General features: G+C 53.2%; 19 protein-coding genes. 17 read left to right on the top strand and 2 right to left on the bottom strand.

Going from position 1 to position 18,959, the window contains the following annotated elements; translation table 11 throughout:
* The first annotated feature begins 460 nt into the window (after positions 1–460).
* The 8 genes from E0E41_RS03735 (at position 461) to E0E41_RS03700 (ending at position 6,187) form a co-directional block, all read left to right on the top strand.
* Entirely contained in the window at positions 461–1,318 is an 858-nt protein-coding gene (locus tag E0E41_RS03735; RefSeq protein ID WP_130868789.1) for an ABC transporter ATP-binding protein, read from the top strand.
* Positions 1,319–1,336: 18 nt separating this feature from the next.
* On the top strand, positions 1,337–2,281 hold the full coding sequence (locus tag E0E41_RS03730) for an ABC transporter permease (RefSeq protein ID WP_130868788.1): 945 nt from the start codon (positions 1,337–1,339) through the stop codon (positions 2,279–2,281).
* A 52-nt stretch (positions 2,282–2,333) separates the two neighbouring features.
* Complete coding sequence (locus E0E41_RS03725; protein WP_130868787.1) at positions 2,334–2,567, top strand: hypothetical protein; 234 nt, start codon at positions 2,334–2,336, stop codon at positions 2,565–2,567.
* 104 nt (positions 2,568–2,671) lie between these two features.
* On the top strand, positions 2,672–3,181 hold the full coding sequence (locus E0E41_RS03720) for a stage II sporulation protein M (protein ID WP_130868786.1): 510 nt from the start codon (positions 2,672–2,674) through the stop codon (positions 3,179–3,181).
* A 14-nt stretch (positions 3,182–3,195) separates the two neighbouring features.
* Positions 3,196–3,693, top strand: a complete 498-nt coding sequence (locus tag E0E41_RS03715; RefSeq protein WP_130868785.1) for a hypothetical protein — start codon at positions 3,196–3,198, stop codon at positions 3,691–3,693.
* A gap of 13 nt (positions 3,694–3,706) precedes the next feature.
* Complete coding sequence (locus E0E41_RS03710) at positions 3,707–4,084, top strand: hypothetical protein (protein WP_130868784.1); 378 nt, start codon at positions 3,707–3,709, stop codon at positions 4,082–4,084.
* Positions 4,081–4,800 (top strand): ABC transporter ATP-binding protein, encoded by a 720-nt coding sequence (locus E0E41_RS03705; RefSeq protein ID WP_165450494.1) that lies wholly within the window; start codon positions 4,081–4,083, stop codon positions 4,798–4,800. The genes E0E41_RS03710 and E0E41_RS03705 overlap by 4 nt, the downstream gene beginning before the upstream one ends.
* Positions 4,784–6,187 carry a hypothetical protein gene (locus tag E0E41_RS03700; RefSeq protein WP_130868782.1) on the top strand — a complete coding sequence of 468 codons (1,404 nt, stop codon included), beginning with the start codon at positions 4,784–4,786 and terminating at the stop codon, positions 6,185–6,187. The genes E0E41_RS03705 and E0E41_RS03700 overlap by 17 nt, the downstream gene beginning before the upstream one ends.
* Before the next feature lie 132 nt (positions 6,188–6,319).
* Here the strand turns inward: E0E41_RS03700 and E0E41_RS03695 are convergent, their stop codons facing one another.
* The gene (locus E0E41_RS03695) at positions 6,320–7,321 is read right to left on the bottom strand and encodes a S1 RNA-binding domain-containing protein (protein ID WP_242623674.1); all 1,002 of its coding nucleotides are present in this window, start codon (positions 7,319–7,321) and stop codon (positions 6,320–6,322) included.
* A gap of 79 nt (positions 7,322–7,400) precedes the next feature.
* Positions 7,401–8,540, bottom strand: coding sequence for a MarR family transcriptional regulator (locus tag E0E41_RS03690; RefSeq protein ID WP_130868781.1), 1,140 nt, complete (start codon positions 8,538–8,540; stop codon positions 7,401–7,403).
* A gap of 510 nt (positions 8,541–9,050) precedes the next feature.
* Here E0E41_RS03690 and E0E41_RS03685 point away from each other — a divergent pair.
* The 9 genes from E0E41_RS03685 to rnc all read left to right on the top strand — a co-directional run bounded on the left by E0E41_RS03685 (position 9,051) and on the right by rnc (position 18,917).
* A complete protein-coding gene (locus tag E0E41_RS03685; RefSeq protein WP_130868780.1) occupies positions 9,051–10,433 on the top strand; it encodes a TrkH family potassium uptake protein in 1,383 nt (460 codons plus the stop codon).
* Positions 10,434–10,462: 29 nt separating this feature from the next.
* Complete coding sequence (locus E0E41_RS03680) at positions 10,463–11,116, top strand: potassium channel family protein (RefSeq protein WP_130868779.1); 654 nt, start codon at positions 10,463–10,465, stop codon at positions 11,114–11,116.
* Between the two features lie 11 nt (positions 11,117–11,127).
* Positions 11,128–11,883, top strand: coding sequence for a TrmH family RNA methyltransferase (locus E0E41_RS03675; RefSeq protein WP_130868778.1), 756 nt, complete (start codon positions 11,128–11,130; stop codon positions 11,881–11,883).
* 23 nt (positions 11,884–11,906) lie between these two features.
* A complete protein-coding gene (gene dprA / locus E0E41_RS03670) occupies positions 11,907–13,136 on the top strand; it encodes a DNA-processing protein DprA (protein WP_130868777.1) in 1,230 nt (409 codons plus the stop codon).
* 14 nt (positions 13,137–13,150) lie between these two features.
* Positions 13,151–15,472 (top strand): type I DNA topoisomerase, encoded by a 2,322-nt coding sequence (topA, locus tag E0E41_RS03665; RefSeq protein ID WP_130868776.1) that lies wholly within the window; start codon positions 13,151–13,153, stop codon positions 15,470–15,472.
* Between the two features lie 19 nt (positions 15,473–15,491).
* Positions 15,492–16,817 (top strand): methylenetetrahydrofolate--tRNA-(uracil(54)-C(5))-methyltransferase (FADH(2)-oxidizing) TrmFO, encoded by a 1,326-nt coding sequence (gene trmFO / locus E0E41_RS03660; RefSeq protein WP_130868775.1) that lies wholly within the window; start codon positions 15,492–15,494, stop codon positions 16,815–16,817.
* Positions 16,814–17,851: a phosphate acyltransferase PlsX gene (plsX, locus tag E0E41_RS03655; protein ID WP_130868774.1), complete on the top strand. Its 1,038-nt coding sequence runs from the start codon at positions 16,814–16,816 to the stop codon at positions 17,849–17,851. Before trmFO ends, plsX begins: the two co-directional genes overlap by 4 nt.
* An 87-nt stretch (positions 17,852–17,938) precedes the next feature.
* Positions 17,939–18,172 carry an acyl carrier protein gene (gene acpP, locus E0E41_RS03650; protein ID WP_130868773.1) on the top strand — a complete coding sequence of 78 codons (234 nt, stop codon included), beginning with the start codon at positions 17,939–17,941 and terminating at the stop codon, positions 18,170–18,172.
* 73 nt (positions 18,173–18,245) lie between these two features.
* Entirely contained in the window at positions 18,246–18,917 is a 672-nt protein-coding gene (gene rnc / locus E0E41_RS03645; protein ID WP_130868772.1) for a ribonuclease III, read from the top strand.
* The last annotated feature ends 42 nt before the right edge of the window (positions 18,918–18,959 follow it).

Here is an 18,959-nt window from a genome sequence, read left to right as displayed (position 1 = left end):
CTGCTGACGAGTGATTGCGGTTCCTTTGCCAGTCTGCGGCTGGTAAAGGGGCCGGAGAGGATATGGCTGGTGCCGAGTGGCACCAGCTCTCCATCCCGGAACTGGTAACACGCCGATATGAATTCCACTGCCGGAAAAAACTCCAGGAGGTTACCGGGTACCAGCTTCTGCTTCACAAATTGGGAAAGATCCTGGAACAGCATTTCCGGTGGCGCAGTACGGAAAAATCGTTGCCTATGATGATGGCCAACCGTATAGCGTCGTCTTTCAAAAATATACAATTCATGGATCCGAAATCCGTGGTGGGATCATTCTACATGGTACGGAGAAATTCCAGATCGTCCAATATAATGTCCATACATAAGCTGCACTAGATTACTTGGAGCATGAAATAGCCACAGTGTTGTGGTATGTGTGCAAATATCTGAGGAATCGAAAAAATTGAGAGGGGGCCATCTTGATGGATGTAATTTTAGAAATGAATAATGTCACTAAAAATTATGGCAATAACACAGTACTAAAAGAGGCCTCTTTCTTTGCGTGTAGCGGAGATATTGTTGGTTTAATAGGTGAAAATGGATCTGGAAAAACAACTTTGCTGAATTCGATTGCGGGCATAATCTCATATACGGGAGCAATCAAAGTTTGTGGCGAACAATTGAATGATAAGAATGATTACTATGGAAACCTTGGCATAGCATTTGACTCATTGGCATTTTACTCTCATTTAAGTGCGGCAGATAATCTTAAAGTTCTTTCATATGATAATGCACAAATTGAGGAAGTATTAAAAACATGTGGCTTATCTGAAAGCAAAAATAAGAAAGTCTCGGCGTTTTCTTTGGGAATGAGACAACGGTTGAATATTGCGAGATCAATTATTGGAAGCCCCCGTTTAGTAATTATGGATGAACCGATTAATGGGTTGGATCCAAAAGCAATTCTGGAATTCAAGCAGTATATGACTAGTTATGTTGCTGAAAATAATGCGGCGCTTCTTATTTCAAGCCATGCTTTGAAAGAACTGGCCTATTTTTGCAATAAATATATCTTCCTAAAGAAAGGAAGAATTATTGAAATTTTGTCCGATTATGATAACAGAGTTGAAGAATTCAACGCTTACATCTGTTTTAATGATGAAAGCGAAAGAAAAAGGATAATTGATCAGTTTGAACAACATGCGCAAGAATATCTTATTGTTGATTCACTATCAAGAATCTATTTTAAAACAAATGATCCAATACAGATTGCAGGTCAAGAGACAGTCCTTTTAATGCAAAATCAATCCCCACTAGAGAATATATTTGTTTCGTTATAGAGCGGAGGATGAGGCCATATGGCTACACTCGTCAAAAATGAACTGATCAAACTTCTGGTGAAGAAAAGAATTTTGATTACTATATTGCTCCTTTTGCTTTTTATTGTGTTATCAGCGCTAATGGCTCGTGGAGAATACAATATAACTAATTGGAGAACAGAAGCAGAGAATAGAATTCGTGCGTCACAAGAATATATAAAAGAATTGTCAAGTTCAACGTCAGAAAATCAAGATGTAATAACATATGAGCAGCAATATATCGCGAAGCTGGAGTATGGTCTAAAGAATAACATCGCTTTTTTTATTACAACACCTATTAGCTTTGTTCACAAAGCGTTCTCTGCAAAATATATTTTGATTATTTTGATGATCGTTATTTCCTCATATGTGGTATGCAATGAGTATTCAAGTAAAATGACAGAGATCCTAATAGTAAGAGGAATGCGACGGTCAAGTATAATTGTATCAAAAATTCTTTCAGTAGTACTTGTTTCAGTGATTCTGGAGTTGCTGTATAGCGTTTTGTCATTTGTTATTGGAGTACTAATCTTTGGGAAAAATGGATTTGTAAGTGCGGAGTTATTCATAAACCAATCTGGTGAAGTATATGCCGTGAGCGGTATTGAAATTATCATTAGAACGATGGTTTTAGTTGCTGTAGAAATATTAGTGCACTCAGTGATTACGCTTTTGCTCTCTGTTATAGTGAAAAACCAAGCCATAGCAATTGTTGGATCTATCTTTTTTTGGCTTCTAAGAGGACTGCTACCTTTAACAACGAGTACTCTAAAAAGAGAGTATTTGTTGACCACCTGCTTAGACGAACTAAATATGTATTTTACATCGCCTGTTTCTCCAACCGCAATGGGGAGAACTCTAGGAATTATTATGGCTTACTGTGTATGTTTTTGTGTGGCTTCTGTTCTTCTGTTTGCATTGAAGCCCTATAAAATGAAATCATAACAGTTCTCGGCTGCTGTGATATAAACACTAAATAAGGAGGCTAAAATTAGCTATGAAAGTTGGATACATTGTTGGTCTGTACCTGGATAAAATGCTTTCTGACCTTGGCGCGGCTGGCCTGAAGAAGCACCTGGGCAACTTGATCGGAGGCACTTTGGCAAGCCTGGTTGTCGAAACTCTGGTAAAAAAGGGAACTGCGAAGGCTGTGGCGGCGCTGGGCACCAAGGTTGGTGCGCTTGCCGGACCCGCAGGAGCGGTTATTGGTGTCATCGCCGGCGCCAGCTAATGGGCTTTGGCTTTTGAGATCCATCAGCTACAATAATTAACCAACCGTGAGGGAATTGTTTCGATCCGAGATAAGAAACAATTCCCTCTATTAAAAAGGAAACAATGAAAAAAGATATTTCTATTGCAAGTGCTATTTTTCTGGTATCATTACTGGTAGGAGTATTAGTTGGGCAATGGATTGTAATATCCCAACCTACCAATGGGCTTGAAGCCGTCAATATCAAAGTGGACTATTTTTATATTTTTGCAAAAAATCTTTCAACCTGTATGATCTTCGCATTAGGGTGTGGAGTTATTACAGTTCCACTGTTGATTGTTCAATCTGGTGCAATAGGTATTCAAGCGGGACTGTGGCTGGGACTAAATAACCCGCTTGATAAACTTCTTGTGTTACTCCTGCCTCATGGAATAATTGAAATTCCAGCAATTATAATATCTGGAGCATTAGGAATTAAGCTTGGGAAGATAATTATCAGCCATTTACGAACTGGGGCTTCGATTAAAACGCAAGTGAAACAACTCAAGAGATACTATATCGCAGTGTTTATATCATTGGTGATCGCAGCTGCAATAGAGTGCTACATAACTCCGTATATTGCCTTATGGTGTTGAGTGGGGGATAATTAATGAAAAAAAGAGTTAATGGTTTACTTATAATACTGTCATTGTTGTTTGTAAATACAGCCTTTCTAACCGTGGATTATTCATTTGGTGAAAGCTTATTTGTTAAAGTAAATCTGTTTTTCATATTCCTGGTTGTTACGTTTTTATCTCTCAGCATAAAATTTGCTTTTGAGGTTTTTATTATACAAATGGGAATTAAGTTTTCTAGTAATAATCTTCCTCTAAAATCTACTATTAAAGGCTGCCTTGAATCTTATTGGGCTTTCGCGGCCGTTATGGGATTAGCATTCATTATTCAAGTGACTCTTATACGACACGAAAATGCTCTGTTTCAAATTGCTGCGTTTGTGGTTTCCCAAATTTTATATTCGATTATTCTTGCAATCAACCTTAAACGCGAAAATGTAGGTCATCTCGCATTCATTTTATTGGGTGTATATAATTTGTTATATGTGATTATTCAAGCTATATCTATATATCACTATATGGTGGCTACTTAGAAGGAGGAAAATGATGAATAATATATATGTCGATGCAGTTAAGAAAGCATTTCCAAATGTTGAAGTGATTGACTATTTGATAACATTGAAGCAAGAAAAATGGTATGTCAGAATCTTGCCGTTAATGCCGTACGAGCAACTGCATATCTTTCTCCTTTCGGATGGTAGTGTAGTTGGAATACGTATAACTGGATCTGGACATATCTGCAATCCTGAGGTGCTAAAAGAAGTTAAAATATCCGTCAAAAAAGCGCTTATGAGTGAAATTATAGTGCTAGAAAACACCTTAAAGTATGATGGTGAATATAGCATCGTTAGAAAGTCTAGGGACGGCAAATTTGCAAATACAAATGAATTCCTGAAAATATTAACAAAGGAGAAACGGTTGTGATTCGAGTTTCGGATTTGAACTTTTCATACGCTGATAAATGCGTTTTACAGCAAGTATCTTTTAATGTCGATGATGGAGACTTGTTTGCGATACTGGGACCAAATGCTGCTGGAAAAACCACACTTATTAAGCTGTTAACGGGCATTTTAGAAATGCAAGGAGGAAATATCATATTTGATGATATGCCTCTAAATGGTACGAACGATTACAAAATTAGAAGTATGATTGGCGTAATGCAAGAGATAACTGGTGTTCATTTAAAAATGACGGGGTTTGAATATTTGTGCTTAATTGCAGCTCTTAACAATTATCCGCCAGACATGATTACGGAAAGAGTATTGTTTATTGCAAATAAGTTCAATTTTGAATCAGAGCTACACCGATCCATAAAGAAGTATTCTGCGGGCACAAAAAAGAAAATTGAGTTTTGTGCTGCAATAGTACATGAGCCGCGTGTTCTTTTACTTGACGAGCCTTTTGAGTCAGTAGATCCAATTGTTTGTTTTGAGATAAAACAGCATTTGAAACACCTAGTGGAGCATGGCTCAACTGTAATTATTACTTCACACATTCTTGAAACTATCCAAAATCTTTGCAATAAATACATTATAATAAATCAAGGAAGTGTTGTTCGTTGCGGGAATATAGAAAAAGACAACGGGGTGGATTTAGAGCAAATTTTTATAGAGGTTGTTGGCCATGAAGCAGCAGAGTAAATTGCGGTATTTAATCTGGTATGCGAGTTTTATTTCCTTTGGACAATACAAAGCAGAAAAAAAGTGGGGAATCTATATATTTTCAATGCTCCTTAATTCCACTATCTGGATGTTTGGATTCCTGCTGTTTAACAATTTAATGTTTTCGACAAACTATAATATGTCGTCCTTGGTCATTTTCTTTTCAGGAATAAAGTGTTTTGGCGCCCATATTGAAAGACTTACAGAGTCTGAATTATGCTATGGAATTGAAAAAAGATATGCAGTGACTCGGCTTGAAATACTATTTGTAAGAATGGTAAGCAATATACTGCAACCTTCTGATTGGCTGTATAGAACGCAACTGTTCTTTACTATCTATTTAAACGAGAACAACTTGTGGGAAGTCATATTGGTATGGTTACTGATAATGATTGCTCTTGATTGCATTGAAGAAGCATATGCAATCATTTCTTCCAGAATCTTTGCTAAAAGTATTCTTTCCATTGTTATGTGGATTTCAATCGCACTGAAGCTATTCTGCTCTTTCAGCCCCCATATTATCAAAACTATTGGAAATGAACGGCTTATATTCTTTGGCAGTTTCTATGCCATTATATTAGCTGTTTTTTGCCTTTTTTCAAAGCTTTCCTTTTTGGGAAAATTTAGAAAGTATTCCTCCCGCAAATCAAAACAAAGTATTATGTCTCGGTGCATAATTAGAAAGAAAAATATTACCCCACTGTTTATGCTATTAATTAGGGAATTCTACTTTCTGTTCAAGTATAAAATGAGCCTTATTATATCTGCGCTGGTATATACAATTATGACCATATTCATTACAAAAGAGGCTGATTTTCTTTATACCGTACAGGCTTTCTTTATTATAGATTTTGCTCTCATGTATGGTTTCAATTATTTTGGACTTGAAGAGGAAACTTTGGTGTTGCCGCTTATTTCGGCAACTGCAAAATCGAAACTTGTGCAAGCAAAAAATATTACATATATGACAGTTTCTATCATAGGCACAATCATAGTGACAATAATACTGGTTTTGAAATTTCCGGAGGCTATCTTACAACTATCCGATTTGATTGTAATATCAATATTTACTTTAAACGTTTTAACTCTATTTTGCTCGTTTTTCTCGATTAGATTTTACACTAATCCGAATACTAAGAAAAAACACACAATAAAAAGAGTTCTAGCGATGATCATTCTATTTGGAGCAATATCGGGTGTTTATACAATTATCAAACAATTTGCTTTATTGAAGACGATGTTTTTGGTGTTTTTAGTAATGCTGAGTGCAATTACAATATACTGCTGTATTGTAAAACCAAAAATGTTTGAGAAAATGCTTGTGGATAGAACAGGGATGATAATATACAGTTTATCCAATTTCTAAAACAAATGGAGCTCGGATTACCGACAATCAAATCGTATAATATAAGGCTTCTATATTTACACACAGGAAAGCCCCCGCTCCAGCAACACACTTGCTTGTGCCTTACTGGAGCGGGGGCTTAATACTATGTTATTACAGGTTCTGCCGGATGATCCGCGTGATGATGCCCACGGCTACGCCACGCTCCATGTCCAGGCGGGTGACGGCAAAGGACACATCATCCTTTTTTCCGGGCATCCGGTAGTCATAGCAGGAGTGGGCCACCGCATTGACGCCGTTGGAAAGCCTGACATAGACGACGCCCTTGTGGACATCGGTGACCTTGCCGGCGTACTTGCCCTGGATGCGGCACTTCTGCAGATTATCCCGGTCAGTGTTTTCCGAAGTGCTCTTGATGTCAGCCCGGATACTCAGGTCTTCCGGACTCTCGCGCCGCACGCTGAGGATGCGGACCAGCACCTCATCGCCCACGGCAAACCGCTCATGGGCGTCGCCGATCCAGTCCCAGGCCAGATCCCGGGCCAGGATGGAACACTCGACGCCGAACACTTCCACACGGATAACTTTCTCAGCCACGGCGATCACACGGGCCTGCACGATGCGGCCTTCGTAGACACGGTACATGCCGTCAGCATCCAAATCGAAGTAGAAGATCTGGCGTTTACGCATCATCGCCTCCCGGCGGCTGGCGACCACGCTGCGGGTCTTGGAGTCAATGCCCCGCACCACAAAGTCGATGTCGGCGCCCAGCATGTTGCCCAGAATCTTGTTCTGGCGCAGCATCAGGTCGGCGTAGTCCTGGCCAGAAGGGCTGCGCCCCAGGTTGATCATCATTTCCTTGATGGGAATGATGATGCGGAAACCCTTGTAGTCCACCACGGCCACCGTCTTACGGTTGTCCAGCTGCTCGATGCCGCCCAGCTGGCCCGTCAGAATACGGCGGGTACGGTAGGCGTTGTGGATCTCATGCCAGATGACATCCTCACGGTCTTCCGCCGTCTCTACATCCTCGCGGCTGCGGATGGTCAGGATAGAGGGCTCACGGCGCGTCTGCACATTCCGCCGGCGAGCGGGCGCCCGGGGAGCAGCGGCTTCAGGCACCTGCTCCTCCACCGGAGCGAAATCATCCTCCAAAACGGGTTCACCCTCTGCAGTAGTACAGCGGGTTTTCAGCAACATTCTTTTCGTCAAATTTCTTCATGGTTATGCCTCCTTAATCGTTTTCAACAATGGGGTTGAGAGTAAGTTCAAAACTTGCGACCTGCTTGTTGCCGCACAACACAGCCAGGCCTAAGCGCAGCACCGTTTGATCGCGCGCGCGGGGTAGTAATACTTCCCGGCAGTCGCCCGATAAAGGATATAACTTGTAGTGAGAGAGGGAGCATCCAAAGCACGAAATCCCTTGTGCCATCAGGATTTGCGCCATTTTCTGCAGGATGATTTCAATGTGAGTTTTTGAAACGCTGGAGAGTTCGTCTGAAACGATGACCTCATGCTCCATGGTGGGCTCTTCCTGGTCAACACAGCCCTCCGCAGGAAGCTCCAGACGGATATTGAGTGTCATAGCGACCTCCTCTTTGTCCACCATCACATCAGATATTTCGAACATGGTGGACAAGTAGTTTTTAAGATAGATCACGCTGCCGTGGCGGCCGGGGAAGGACATGAGGGAAATATAGTCCAGGGCGGACAGCTTTTTAAGAACACGGCCAACGGTGGCCCGGGAAAGGCCCCAGCGAGCAGCAAGTTCCGTATAGGTGACCAAAGGGTTGCCGGTGCCGTTGCGAAAATAGGCTACAGGCCCAAGCGCCGACCCCTGCACTTGACTGTCGTTGTAGATGGCTGAGACCCATAGATCCAGCACGATGTCCATTTCAGAACAGCGGTCAGAGCTGATCAGATCAGTAACGATGGATACCGGCAGAAAGAAAAAACCGGTGTCCTTTTGACAGGGAGCGTTATACTCCAGAACTGTGTTATGCCGGGCCCAGTTCCGGATTTTATAGCGGATCACATTCCCTCGCCCCAGAGAGGAGAAGTCAATGAGATGACGCTGCTGAAGCTCTCCCAGGATGGAAAGCGCCTGACACTGGAAACGAGTCCGAAACCATTGAGAAAGCTCTTTGAGCGTACAGACCCATTCGCCGGGGTAGACGGTGTAGCTGATGCCATCAATTCGCCGGTATGAGGTGCGGAAGTTTGCAAAGCTGCAAAGCACGGTATAATAAAAAAGGCCGGAGCCGCCGCTTGCGCGAATGCTCCGGTCATCTATCAGACGATGGATAAACTGTCGGTAAATCCGACAACGTGGATAGTCCACCACCTGTTTAATTTGTAATTGATAGGCTGGCATAAGAATCTCCTTTTTATATATAAGGTATGAAATTGGATTGCACTGCGAAAAAATCGTTGACTTGAACATCTCTGGGGCTTATGCTATACTTGTTTCTGTATGAATCTGCTTGCTGATGCTGGCAGTATCCATGCAGGCTTTACTCTTCCTGGGGCTGTTGCCTTTCAAAGCAATGTAGCCATTCATTGTGCCAATTTTAAGCCATCTTCGGGCCAATTCTGAGCCACTACAACTTTTTACAACTTTCCCACAACTTTTGCTCAAAACCAAACGGCGCAGGAAGGCATGAAATGGAATCAAAGCTGTATGAAGAATGTCATGAAGGTGGCGGTTTTATGGCACAACAGGCTATGTTGAAACAAGATGAAACGGTCAGAACTCAAATCCCCACCATGAAGCCCCTGGACTAATCAGAACTGGCATACCGGAGGAAGTATTTCCTTCGGTATGCTTTTCTGCGTAAAACACAGGTGCGCGGGATACCGATAACCCGCGCCGGGAGGTCCCATCGTGATCAGAAGAATCGCCCTCTGGATGCGGGATGTATTTGTCCGCAGCCGGAGCCTGAACCCCACCCGGGTGGTGGCGGTTTCCTTTGCAGTTATCATTCTGGTGGGGGCGCTGCTGCTCACCCTGCCCATCGCGTCCCGGGACGGGCAGAGCGCCGGCTTTTTCACCGGACTGTTCACCGCCACCTCCGCCACCTGCGTCACCGGACTGATTCTGGCGGACACCTGGCTCCAGTGGTCCCTGTTCGGGCAGGTGGTCATCCTGGCCATGATCCAGCTGGGGGGCCTGGGCTTTATGACGGTCATCACCCTGGTGTCCTTTGCCCTCCACCGGCGGATCGGCCTGTCCGAGCGGCTCATCATGGTGTCCACCCTGAACCTGAACGACCTGGACGGGGTGGTGCGCATGGTGCGCCACGCCCTGATGGGTACCTTCCTGATAGAGGGGATCGGGGCAGTAATCCTGTCCGCCTGCATGATCCCCGATTTCGGACTGCCGGGCGGCATCTGGAGGGGCATCTTCCATTCGGTTTCCGGTTTCTGCAACGCCGGCTTTGACCTGCTGGGGGGCGAGTTCGGCGCCTTCTCCAGCCTGGTGGGGTACAATAACAATCCGGTGGTACTTCTCACCATCGCCTGCCTCATTGTGGTGGGCGGCCTGGGCTTTTTCGTGTGGGAAGACATCATCCAGAAGCGTTCCATCCACCGCCTGTCGGTGTACAGCAAGATGGTGCTGCTGATGACCCTCCTGCTGATTGTGGGCGGCACGGCCTTCTTCTTTGTGGAGGAGTACAGCAATCCCGCTGTTTTTGGGAATATGACCCTGGGACAGAAAGTCTATAACGCCCTGTTCCAGTCGGTGACCCTGCGCACTGCCGGTTTTGACGCGGTGGGGCAGGGGGGCCTCAGCGACACAAGCAAGGCCTTTTCCTCCATCCTCATGCTCATCGGCGGCTCCTCCGGCTCCACGGCCGGCGGCCTCAAGACGGCTACCGTGGCGGTGCTGCTGCTGGCCCTCCGCTCCGGCCTGGCCGGGCGGGAGCAGGTCACCTTCCGGGGCCGTACCATCCCCTACCGCCGGGTGCTCAACGCCATGACCCTGGCGCTGGTGATGCTGTTTTTGTTCCTGCTGGGCTCCATGATGATTTCCACCGTGGAAAACCTGCCCTATCTGGACTGCGCCTTCGAGGTGGCCTCCGCCATGGGCACGGTGGGCCTGACCACCGGCATCACCCCCACCCTCAGTCCCTTCTCCCAGACCCTGATCATCCTGCTCATGTATACCGGGCGGGTGGGCGTGCTCTCCTTCTCCATCGCACTGATGACCCGGGGGAGAAGTACGGCCAAGATCAGATATCCTGAAATGAATGTGATGATCGGCTGAACGATCTGTTCCGGAAGGACGTGTAACCGTTGAAAACCTTTGTAGTTATCGGCCTGGGCCGCTTCGGCACAGCCGTGGCCACGGAACTGAGCGCTCTGGGCCATGAGGTGCTGGCGCTGGACGATTCCGAGGAGAACGTGGAGAAGGTGGCCGACAAGGTCACCCACGCGGTGACCGGGGACGCCCGTGACCCGGCGGTGCTCCGGGCCCTGGGTGTGCGCAACTACGACTGTGCCATTGTGGCTGTGGGCGTAGATATCGGTACCTCCGCCCTGGTGACCCTGAACCTGAAGGAACTGGGGGTTCGCCGGGTCATCTGCAAGGCCCAGAGCCATGTCCACCGGAAGGTGCTGGAGAAGATCGGCGCCGACCGGGTGGTGTTCCCCGAGCACGAGATGGGGGTCAAGCTGGCCCAGAGCCTGTCCAGCTCCAACGTGCTCAACTTCATTGAGCTCAGCGAAGATTTCGGCATCGTGGAGACCGCCATCCCCCGGGAGTGGCAGGGCAAGACCATCCTGGACCTGAATGTGCGGGCCAGGTACAAGGTAAATATCATCGCCGTGCGGAAAAAGGGTGTGGAGACCTTCAACGTCACACCCGGTCCCGATACGCAGATGGAGGCGGGAGACACGGTGGTGGCTGTGGGCCGGACGGAGGACGTAAACCGGCTCCAGGATCTGTGAGGGCGGCCTGCATGGAACAGATCACCAGCCGCTCCAACCCCCTGATGACCCACCTGCGGAAGCTGGGCTCTTCCCACAGCTACCGGAACAAGACCGGGGAGTACCTGGGGGACAGCGGCAAGCTGCTCCGGGAGGCCCTCCAGTGGGGAGCTGAGCTGACCGCGGTGGTATGTACCCAGGGAACTGAGCTGCCCCAGCTGCCCCCGGATGTGCGGGCGGTGGAGGTGCCCCAGGGGCTGATGGAGTATATCAGCCCCATGGAGACCCCCCAGGGGGTGCTCTTTTCCGCCAAACGTCCCGCCAGCGCCCTGCCGGACACGCTGCCCGGCAGGCGGTATCTGGCCCTGGAGGGGGTGCAGGACCCGGGAAATGTGGGTACCATCCTCCGCACCGCCGACGCGTTTGACGCCGACGGGCTGTTTCTGCTGACGGGCTGTGCCGACCTGTACAGCCCCAAGACCCTCCGGGCCTCCATGGGAGCGGCCTTCCGCCGCCCGGTGTGGAGCTGTACTCTGGAGGAGTTGCTTCCGCTGCGGAAGGGGGCGGGCCTGCCGCTGATCGGCACCGCCCTGCGGGAGGATACGGTGGATGCGCGCCAGGCCGACCTGAGCCGGGCCGTCCTCCTGATTGGCAGCGAGGGCCGGGGCCTGAGCCAGGAGGCGCTGGACGCCTGCGACCAGACCGTGCGTATCCCCATGAGTGAGCGCTGCGAATCCCTCAACGCCGCGGTAGCCGCCGCGGTGGTACTGTGGGAGGGCTGGCGCTAGCGCGTTGGAAAGGAGAAGGAGCCATGGCCGCCATATCCTATCTCATCTGGCTGACCACCCGGGAGGGTATCCGGGCGGATGTGGCGGCAGGCCTGCTCCGTCATTTCGGCACGGCGGAGGCGGCCCACTACGCCGACGCAAAGGAATATGATATGCTTCCGCTGCCGTCCCGTCTGCGCCGCTCTCTGCTGGACAAGAAGCTGGACGGTGCCGAGCGGATTTTGGAGCAGTGCGACCGGCAGGGCATCTCCCTGCTCACCTGCCAGGACGCCGCCTACCCGGAGCGCCTGTACCAGTTGGATGACCACCCTCTGGTCCTGTATGTGAAGGGCACTCTGCCCCGGGTGGACCGTGAGGTGACCGTGGGCATGGTGGGCAGCCGGAAATGCACCGTTTACGGGCAGGCCATGGCGGGCCGCATCTCCATGGAGCTGGCCCGCAGCGGTGCGGTGGTGGTGTCCGGTATGGCGGAAGGCATCGACGCTGCGTCCCTGAAGGGCGCGCTCCAGGGCGGCGGCAGGGTGATCTCCGTGCTGGCCGGTGGGGTGGATGTGGTCTATCCCGCCTGCAATCGCTGGCTGTACCAGGACATCCAGGCTTCCGGCGCGGTGATTTCGGAAAATCCGCCGGGCACCCGGCCGGACGGCTGGCGGTTCCCCATCCGGAACCGGATCATCAGCGGCCTGTCACTGGGCATCCTGGTGGTGGAGGCGGCGGAACAGCGCAGCGGCTCCCTCATCACCGCCCATGACGCCCTGGACCAGGGCCGGGACGTGTTTGCCGTCCCCGGTCCCGCGGACGCCCCCATGAGCGGAGGCACCAATCTGCTGATTTCCCGGGGCGAGGCCAAGCTGGTCCGCTCCGGCTGGGATATTCTGTCGGAGTACACGGGACAATATCCCCAGAAGCTGACCTTTCCGCCGCCCCTCACCGCTGAGGAGGCAGACGCCCGCCTGGCCCCTCAGCCCGGTCCGGCGGAGCAGGAGGCCCCGCCTCCGTCCCCGGAGCAGCCGAAGGAGAAAGAACTGCCTCTGAAAAGCGGGGCGGAGTTTGCCCGCCTGGGAGACGAGCAGCGGGAGATCTTCCTGCTTCTGGAGGAGCACAGCTTCACCGCCGATGACATTGTGGGCCGTACCGATATCCCTGCCCGGCGGGTGAACACAGCCCTGACTATTTTGCAGGCTCAGGGCTATTTGAAGGAATTACCGGGCCGGCGGTTTACTGCCGCCGTCCGTTTCGACCAAGACCGATAAAGGAGTATCATGCTGTGGCAAAATCGAATTTGGTGATCGTCGAATCTCCGGCGAAGGCCAAGACCATCGGGAAATATCTGGGTCCCGGCTACGAGGTAAAGGCCTCCATGGGCCACGTCCGGGATCTGCCCAAGAGCAAGATCGGCGTAGACGTGGAGCACGGCTTCACTGTAGACTACCAGCCCATTAAGGGCAAGGAAGAGGTCATCAGCGACCTGAAGAAAGCCGCCAAGAAGAGCGAAAAAGTCTTTCTCGCCACCGACCCGGACCGGGAGGGCGAGGCCATCTCCTGGCATCTGAAGGAGATGCTGGGCATTCCGGACGACAAGACCTACCGGGTGACCTTCAACGAGATCACCAAAAAAGTGGTCAACGATTCCATCTCCCACCCCCGGGCCATCGACATGGACCTGGTGAACGCCCAGCAGGCCCGACGGGTGCTGGACCGGATCGTGGGCTATCAGATCTCCCCCCTGCTGTGGAAAAAGATCCGCCGGGGCCTGTCCGCCGGACGGGTGCAGTCGGTGGCTACCCGGCTGGTGTGCGAGCGGGAGGAAGAGATCAAGGCGTTCGTACCCCAGGAGTACTGGTCCCTGGACGCCGATCTGGCCCGCATCGCCCCCAACCTGGGGCAGTTCAAGGCCGCCTTCTACGGCAAGGAGAAGAAGGTGGAGCTCCACAGCAAGGACGAGGTGGACGCCGTGATGGCGGCTGTGAAGGAGGCCCCCTTCACCGTTACCGGGGTGAAGCGGCAGGACAAGCTGCGCAACCCGGCGCCCCCCTTCATCACCTCCACCCTCCAGCAGGAGGCCAGCCGCAAGCTGAACATGACCCCTCGCCGCACCATGTCCATTGCCCAGCAGCTGTATGAGGGCGTGGATATCGCCGGCGAGGGCACCGTGGGTCTCATCACCTATATGCGTACCGACTCCCTGCGCCTGTCCGATGAGGCCACCGCCGCCGCCCGGGACTTCATTCTGGCCCGGTACGGCGCCAATTACTACCCCGGCAAGACCCGGGTGTACAAGACCAAATCCGGCGCCCAGGACGCCCACGAGGCCATCCGGCCCTCCAACGTGAACCTGACCCCGGAGGACGTGAAAAAGGATCTGACGGCAGAGCAGTACAAGCTGTACAAACTGATCTGGAGCCGCTTCCTGGCCTGCCAGATGGCCTCCGCCGTGTACGACAGCGTGTCCATTGAGGTGGCCTCCGCCGGCTATACCTTCCGGGCCACCCACTCCTCCCTGAAGTTCTCCGGCTACACCGCCGTGTACGTGGAGGGCAAGGACGAGGAGGAGGAGACCTTCCAGTCCCCCCTGCCCGACCTGAAGGAGGGGGAGACCGTAGAGCTGAAGGGCCTCAAGCCCGATCAGCACTTCACCCAGCCCCCCAGCCGGTACACTGAGGCCACCCTCATCAAAGCCCTGGAGGAGAAGGGCATCGGACGCCCCTCCACCTATGCCCCTACAATCTCCACCATCCTGGACCGGGAGTATGTGGTGAAGGAGGGACGTGCTCTCCGGCCCACACCTCTGGGCGAGGTGGTCACCGGACTGATGAAGGACAAATTCCCCGATATCGTGGACACCGCCTTCACCGCCAACATGGAGGAGCAGCTGGACGAGGTGGAGACCGGCAAGGTGGACTGGAAGAGCCTGCTCACCCAGTTCTACGGCGGCTTCGAGAAGGAGATGAAGCAGGCCGAGACCGACCTGGACGGGGAGCGGATCAAGGTACCCGACGAGGTATCCGACGTGATCTGCCCCAAGTGCGGCCGCAACCTGGTGTACAAGTCCGGCCGCTTCGGCCGGTTCCTGGCCTGCCCCGGCTGGCCGGAGTGCGACCACACCCAGCCCATTGTGGTGGAGATGCCGGGCAAATGCCCCAAGTGCGGCGGCAAGATCCTGAAAAAGACCTCCAAGCGGGGCTTTGCCTACTACGGCTGTGAGAACAATAGCAACAAGGATGAGGCCCGGAAGTGCGACTTCATGACCTGGGACGTGCCGGTGAAGGACAATTGCCCTGTCTGCGGCCACACCCTGTTCAAGAAGTCGGGCCGCGGCTTCAAGAAGCCCTTCTGCATCAACCCCGAGTGTCCCAACTTCCTGCCGGAGGACCAGCGGGGCTATAAGAAAAAGACCACGGCTGAGACTCCGGCGGAGGGCACCCCTCCTGAGGAGGAGAAGAAGCCCGCGGCCAAGAAAAAGACGGCAGCCAAAAAGACGGCTGCCACCAAGAAGCCCGCCGCCAAAAAGACTGCGGCGGCCAAGAAGACCACCGCGAAAAAGACCACAGCCAAGAAAAGCACCACCAAGAAGAAAGACGAATCCTAATCCACACAAAGGAGAACCCATGGAACCTGTCATCGTCATCGGCGCGGGGCTGGCCGGATCGGAGGCCGCCTGGCAGCTGGCTCAGCGGGGCATTCCCGTGCTTTTGAAGGAAATGAAGCCGGAGAAAATGACCCCCGCCCACCACAGCCCCTGGTTTGGGGAGCTGGTGTGCTCCAACTCCCTGCGGTCCAACCAGCTGGAAAACGCGGTGGGCCTGCTGAAGGAGGAGCTGCGCCGGATGGGCTCCCTCATCATGGCATGTGCCGACGCCCATCGGGTGGAGGCAGGCGGCGCCCTGGCGGTGGACCGCTACGGTTTCGCCCGGGCCATCACCGGGCGGGTGAAGAGCCATCCCCTCATCACCGTGGAGGAGGGAGAGGTGACCGCCATCCCGGCGGAAGGAAACGTGATCGTGGCCTCCGGCCCCCTCACCTCCGACCCCCTGGCCCAGGCCATCCGGGACTTTTTTCCCGAAAGCCACGGCCTGAACTTCTATGACGCCGCCGCCCCTCTGGTCAGCTTTGAGAGCGTGGACATGGACAGCGCCTTCTTTGCCTCCCGGTACGACAAGGGGACGCCGGATTATGTCAACTGTCCCATGACTGAGGAGGAGTACAATTCCTTCTGGGAGGAGCTGTGCCACGCCCAGGAGGCGGAGGTCCACGGGTTTGAGGACAAGAACGTGTTTGAGGGCTGTATGCCGGTAGAGGTCATGGCCCGCCGGGGCAAGCAGACCCTGTGCTACGGGCCTCTGAAACCCCGTGGCCTCCGGGACCCCAGGACGGGGAAGGAGCCCTTCGCTGTGGTGCAGCTGCGGCGGGACAACGCCGAGGGCAGCATTTACAATCTGGTGGGCTTCCAGACCCACCTGAAGTGGCCGGAGCAGAAGCGGGTGTTCTCCATGATCCCCGCCCTGAAAAACGCGGAATTCGTCCGCTACGGGGTGATGCACCGCAACACCTACCTGGATTCTCCCCGGCTGCTGGACCGGTACTACCGGGTAAAGAAGGAGCCACGCATCTGCTTTGCCGGACAGATCACCGGGGTGGAGGGCTATGTGGAGTCCACCGCCTCCGGCTTCCTGGCGGCGGTGGAGCTGGCCCGGCGGCTGGAGGGAAAGCCCCCGGTGGATTTTCCCCAGGAGACCGCCGTGGGCGCCCTGGCCCTGTATGTGAGCAACGAGAGCGTGGCTGACTTCCAGCCCATGAACGTGAATTTCGGCATCATCCCGCCCCTGGGCTACCGGGTGAAGGGCAAGCGGAACAAGAACGCGGAGCTGAGCCGGCGGGCGCTGGAGATCCTGGACAGCCTGGACACAGAGAAAGTAGAGGAGAGAACCGTATGAAGATCATCGTAGACGCCATGGGAGGCGACAACGCGCCCGTATCCAATGTGCGGGGCGCCCTGGCTGCTGTCCGTGAGCTGGGGGTGGAGGTCATCCTGGTGGGCCGGGGGGAGGATATCCTGAAGGTCCTGAAGGAGGACGGCATTGACGATCTGCCTCCCGGTCTGGAGATCGTACACGCCTCCGAAGTGGTGGAGATGTGCGACAATCCCGCCACCGCCTTCCGGGAGAAGAAGGATTCCTCCCTGACGGTTGGTCTGAACCTGCTGAAGGGCGGGGACGGGGACGCCTTTGTGTCCGCCGGCAGTACCGGCGCGCTGCTCTCCGCCGCCACCCTGATGGTCAAGCGGGTGCGGGGCATCCGCCGGGCGGCCCTGGCGCCAGTGGTGCCCACGGGGGCCGGCGGCGCAGTGCTCATCGACTGCGGCGCCACCGCCGAGTGCACCCCGGAGTATCTGCTGCAGTTCGCCTTCATGGGCTCCTATTACGCCGAGCGGGTGCTCAAGCGGCCCGAGCCCAAGGTGGGCCTGCTGAACATCGGTGCGGAGCCCTCCAAGGGTACCGACCTGCAGCGGGAGGCCCACGCCCTGCTCACCGCCGCCGACAAGGCCGGACGCATCCACTTCGTGGGCAATGTGGAGGCCCGTGAGGCGGTGTTCGGGCAGGTGGACGTCATCGTGTCCGACGGCTACTCGGGCAACATCTTCCTGAAAACCATGGAGGGGACCGGCGGCTTCATGGCCAAGCAGCTCAAGGCCATGTTTATGAAGAACGTATTCACCAAGCTGGCGGCTGTGCTGGTGTCCGGCGGCCTGAAGGAGTTCAAGAAGATGATGGATTCCGGCGAGGTGGGCGGTACCGCCCTCATCGGCATCTCCAAGCCGGTGATCAAGGCCCACGGCTCCTCCAACGACTACGCCATCAAGAACGCCATCCGGCAGGCCCGGGACTTTGCCGCCTCCGGTATGATCGACGATCTGGTGGAGAATATCGACCACATGCGTCTGCCCACCAATCAGGTGGAAAAAATTTGAGGATACCTATTGACAGGCGGTTGAAACTTGCCTATTATCATAATGCAATGAAGCCGTTGGAAACGGTTGCGACAGGAGTAGATGAACATGATTTTTGAGAAGATCGCCGCTCTGCTTGCCGAGCAGTTCGGAGTGGAAGCAGACAGCATCACCATGGACACCTCCTTCGAGGATCTGGGCGCCGACTCCCTGGACATCGTGGAGCTGACCATGGCTGTGGAAGAGGAGTTTGGCCTGGAGAACATGGATGAGGATGATCTGTCCGGCATCTCCGTTGTGGGTGACCTGGTCAATTATCTGAAATCCAAGCTGGAAGACTAAACCAAGCTGGAAAAACAGGGGAGCCCCGCCGCCGGCGGGGCTCCCGCTTTGAAAGGGAAAGGAAGGGACAGCGATGGAAGCGCTGGAGGAAAAGCTGGGCTATCGCTTCACGAACCGGGCACTGCTGGAGAATGCCCTGACCCATAGCTCCTACGCCAATGAGAACAAGGCCAAGGGGGCCCAGAGCAATGAGCGGCTGGAGTTCCTGGGCGACTCGGTGCTGGGCATGGTGACGGCGGACTATCTGTACCGCACCCACCCGGACCTGCCGGAGGGGGATCTGACCCGTACCCGGGCGGCGCTGGTGTGTGAGGGCAGCCTGGTGGAGGTGGCGCAGCTTTTGGATCTGGGCGCGTACCTGAAGCTGGGGAAGGGAGAGGACGCCGGCGGCGGCCGGGAGCGGCCCTCCATCGTGGCCGACGCGGTGGAGGCGGTGCTGGCCGCAGTCTACCTGGATGGCGGCATCGGCTCGGCCCGCAAGATCATCCAGCGGTTCATCCTGGACCGGGAGGAAGAGAAGAGCGCCAGCCGGGACTATAAGACCGCCCTCCAGGAGCTGGTGCAGCGGGAGAGTGGCCAGGTGCTGGGTTACCGGCTCATCGGCGCTGAGGGTCCCGACCATGCCAAGGTATTCTCGGTGGAGGTGGACCTGAACGGCGCCTCTATCGGTCAGGGCCAGGGCCGCAGCAAAAAAGAGGCGGAGCAGAATGCCGCCAAGGCGGCTATTGAGAAGCTGAAAGGCTGAGCAATTGCTAGGGCGCTCCGCCTCTTTTGCGAGCGCAAGCGA

It is taken from the genome of Intestinimonas massiliensis (ex Afouda et al. 2020), from assembly GCF_900626285.1.
GTDB lineage: Bacteria > Bacillota > Clostridia > Oscillospirales > Oscillospiraceae > Flavonifractor > Flavonifractor massiliensis_A.
Note: the sequence above shows the minus strand (reverse complement) of the source record. Positions and strands in the feature narration are given on the sequence as shown.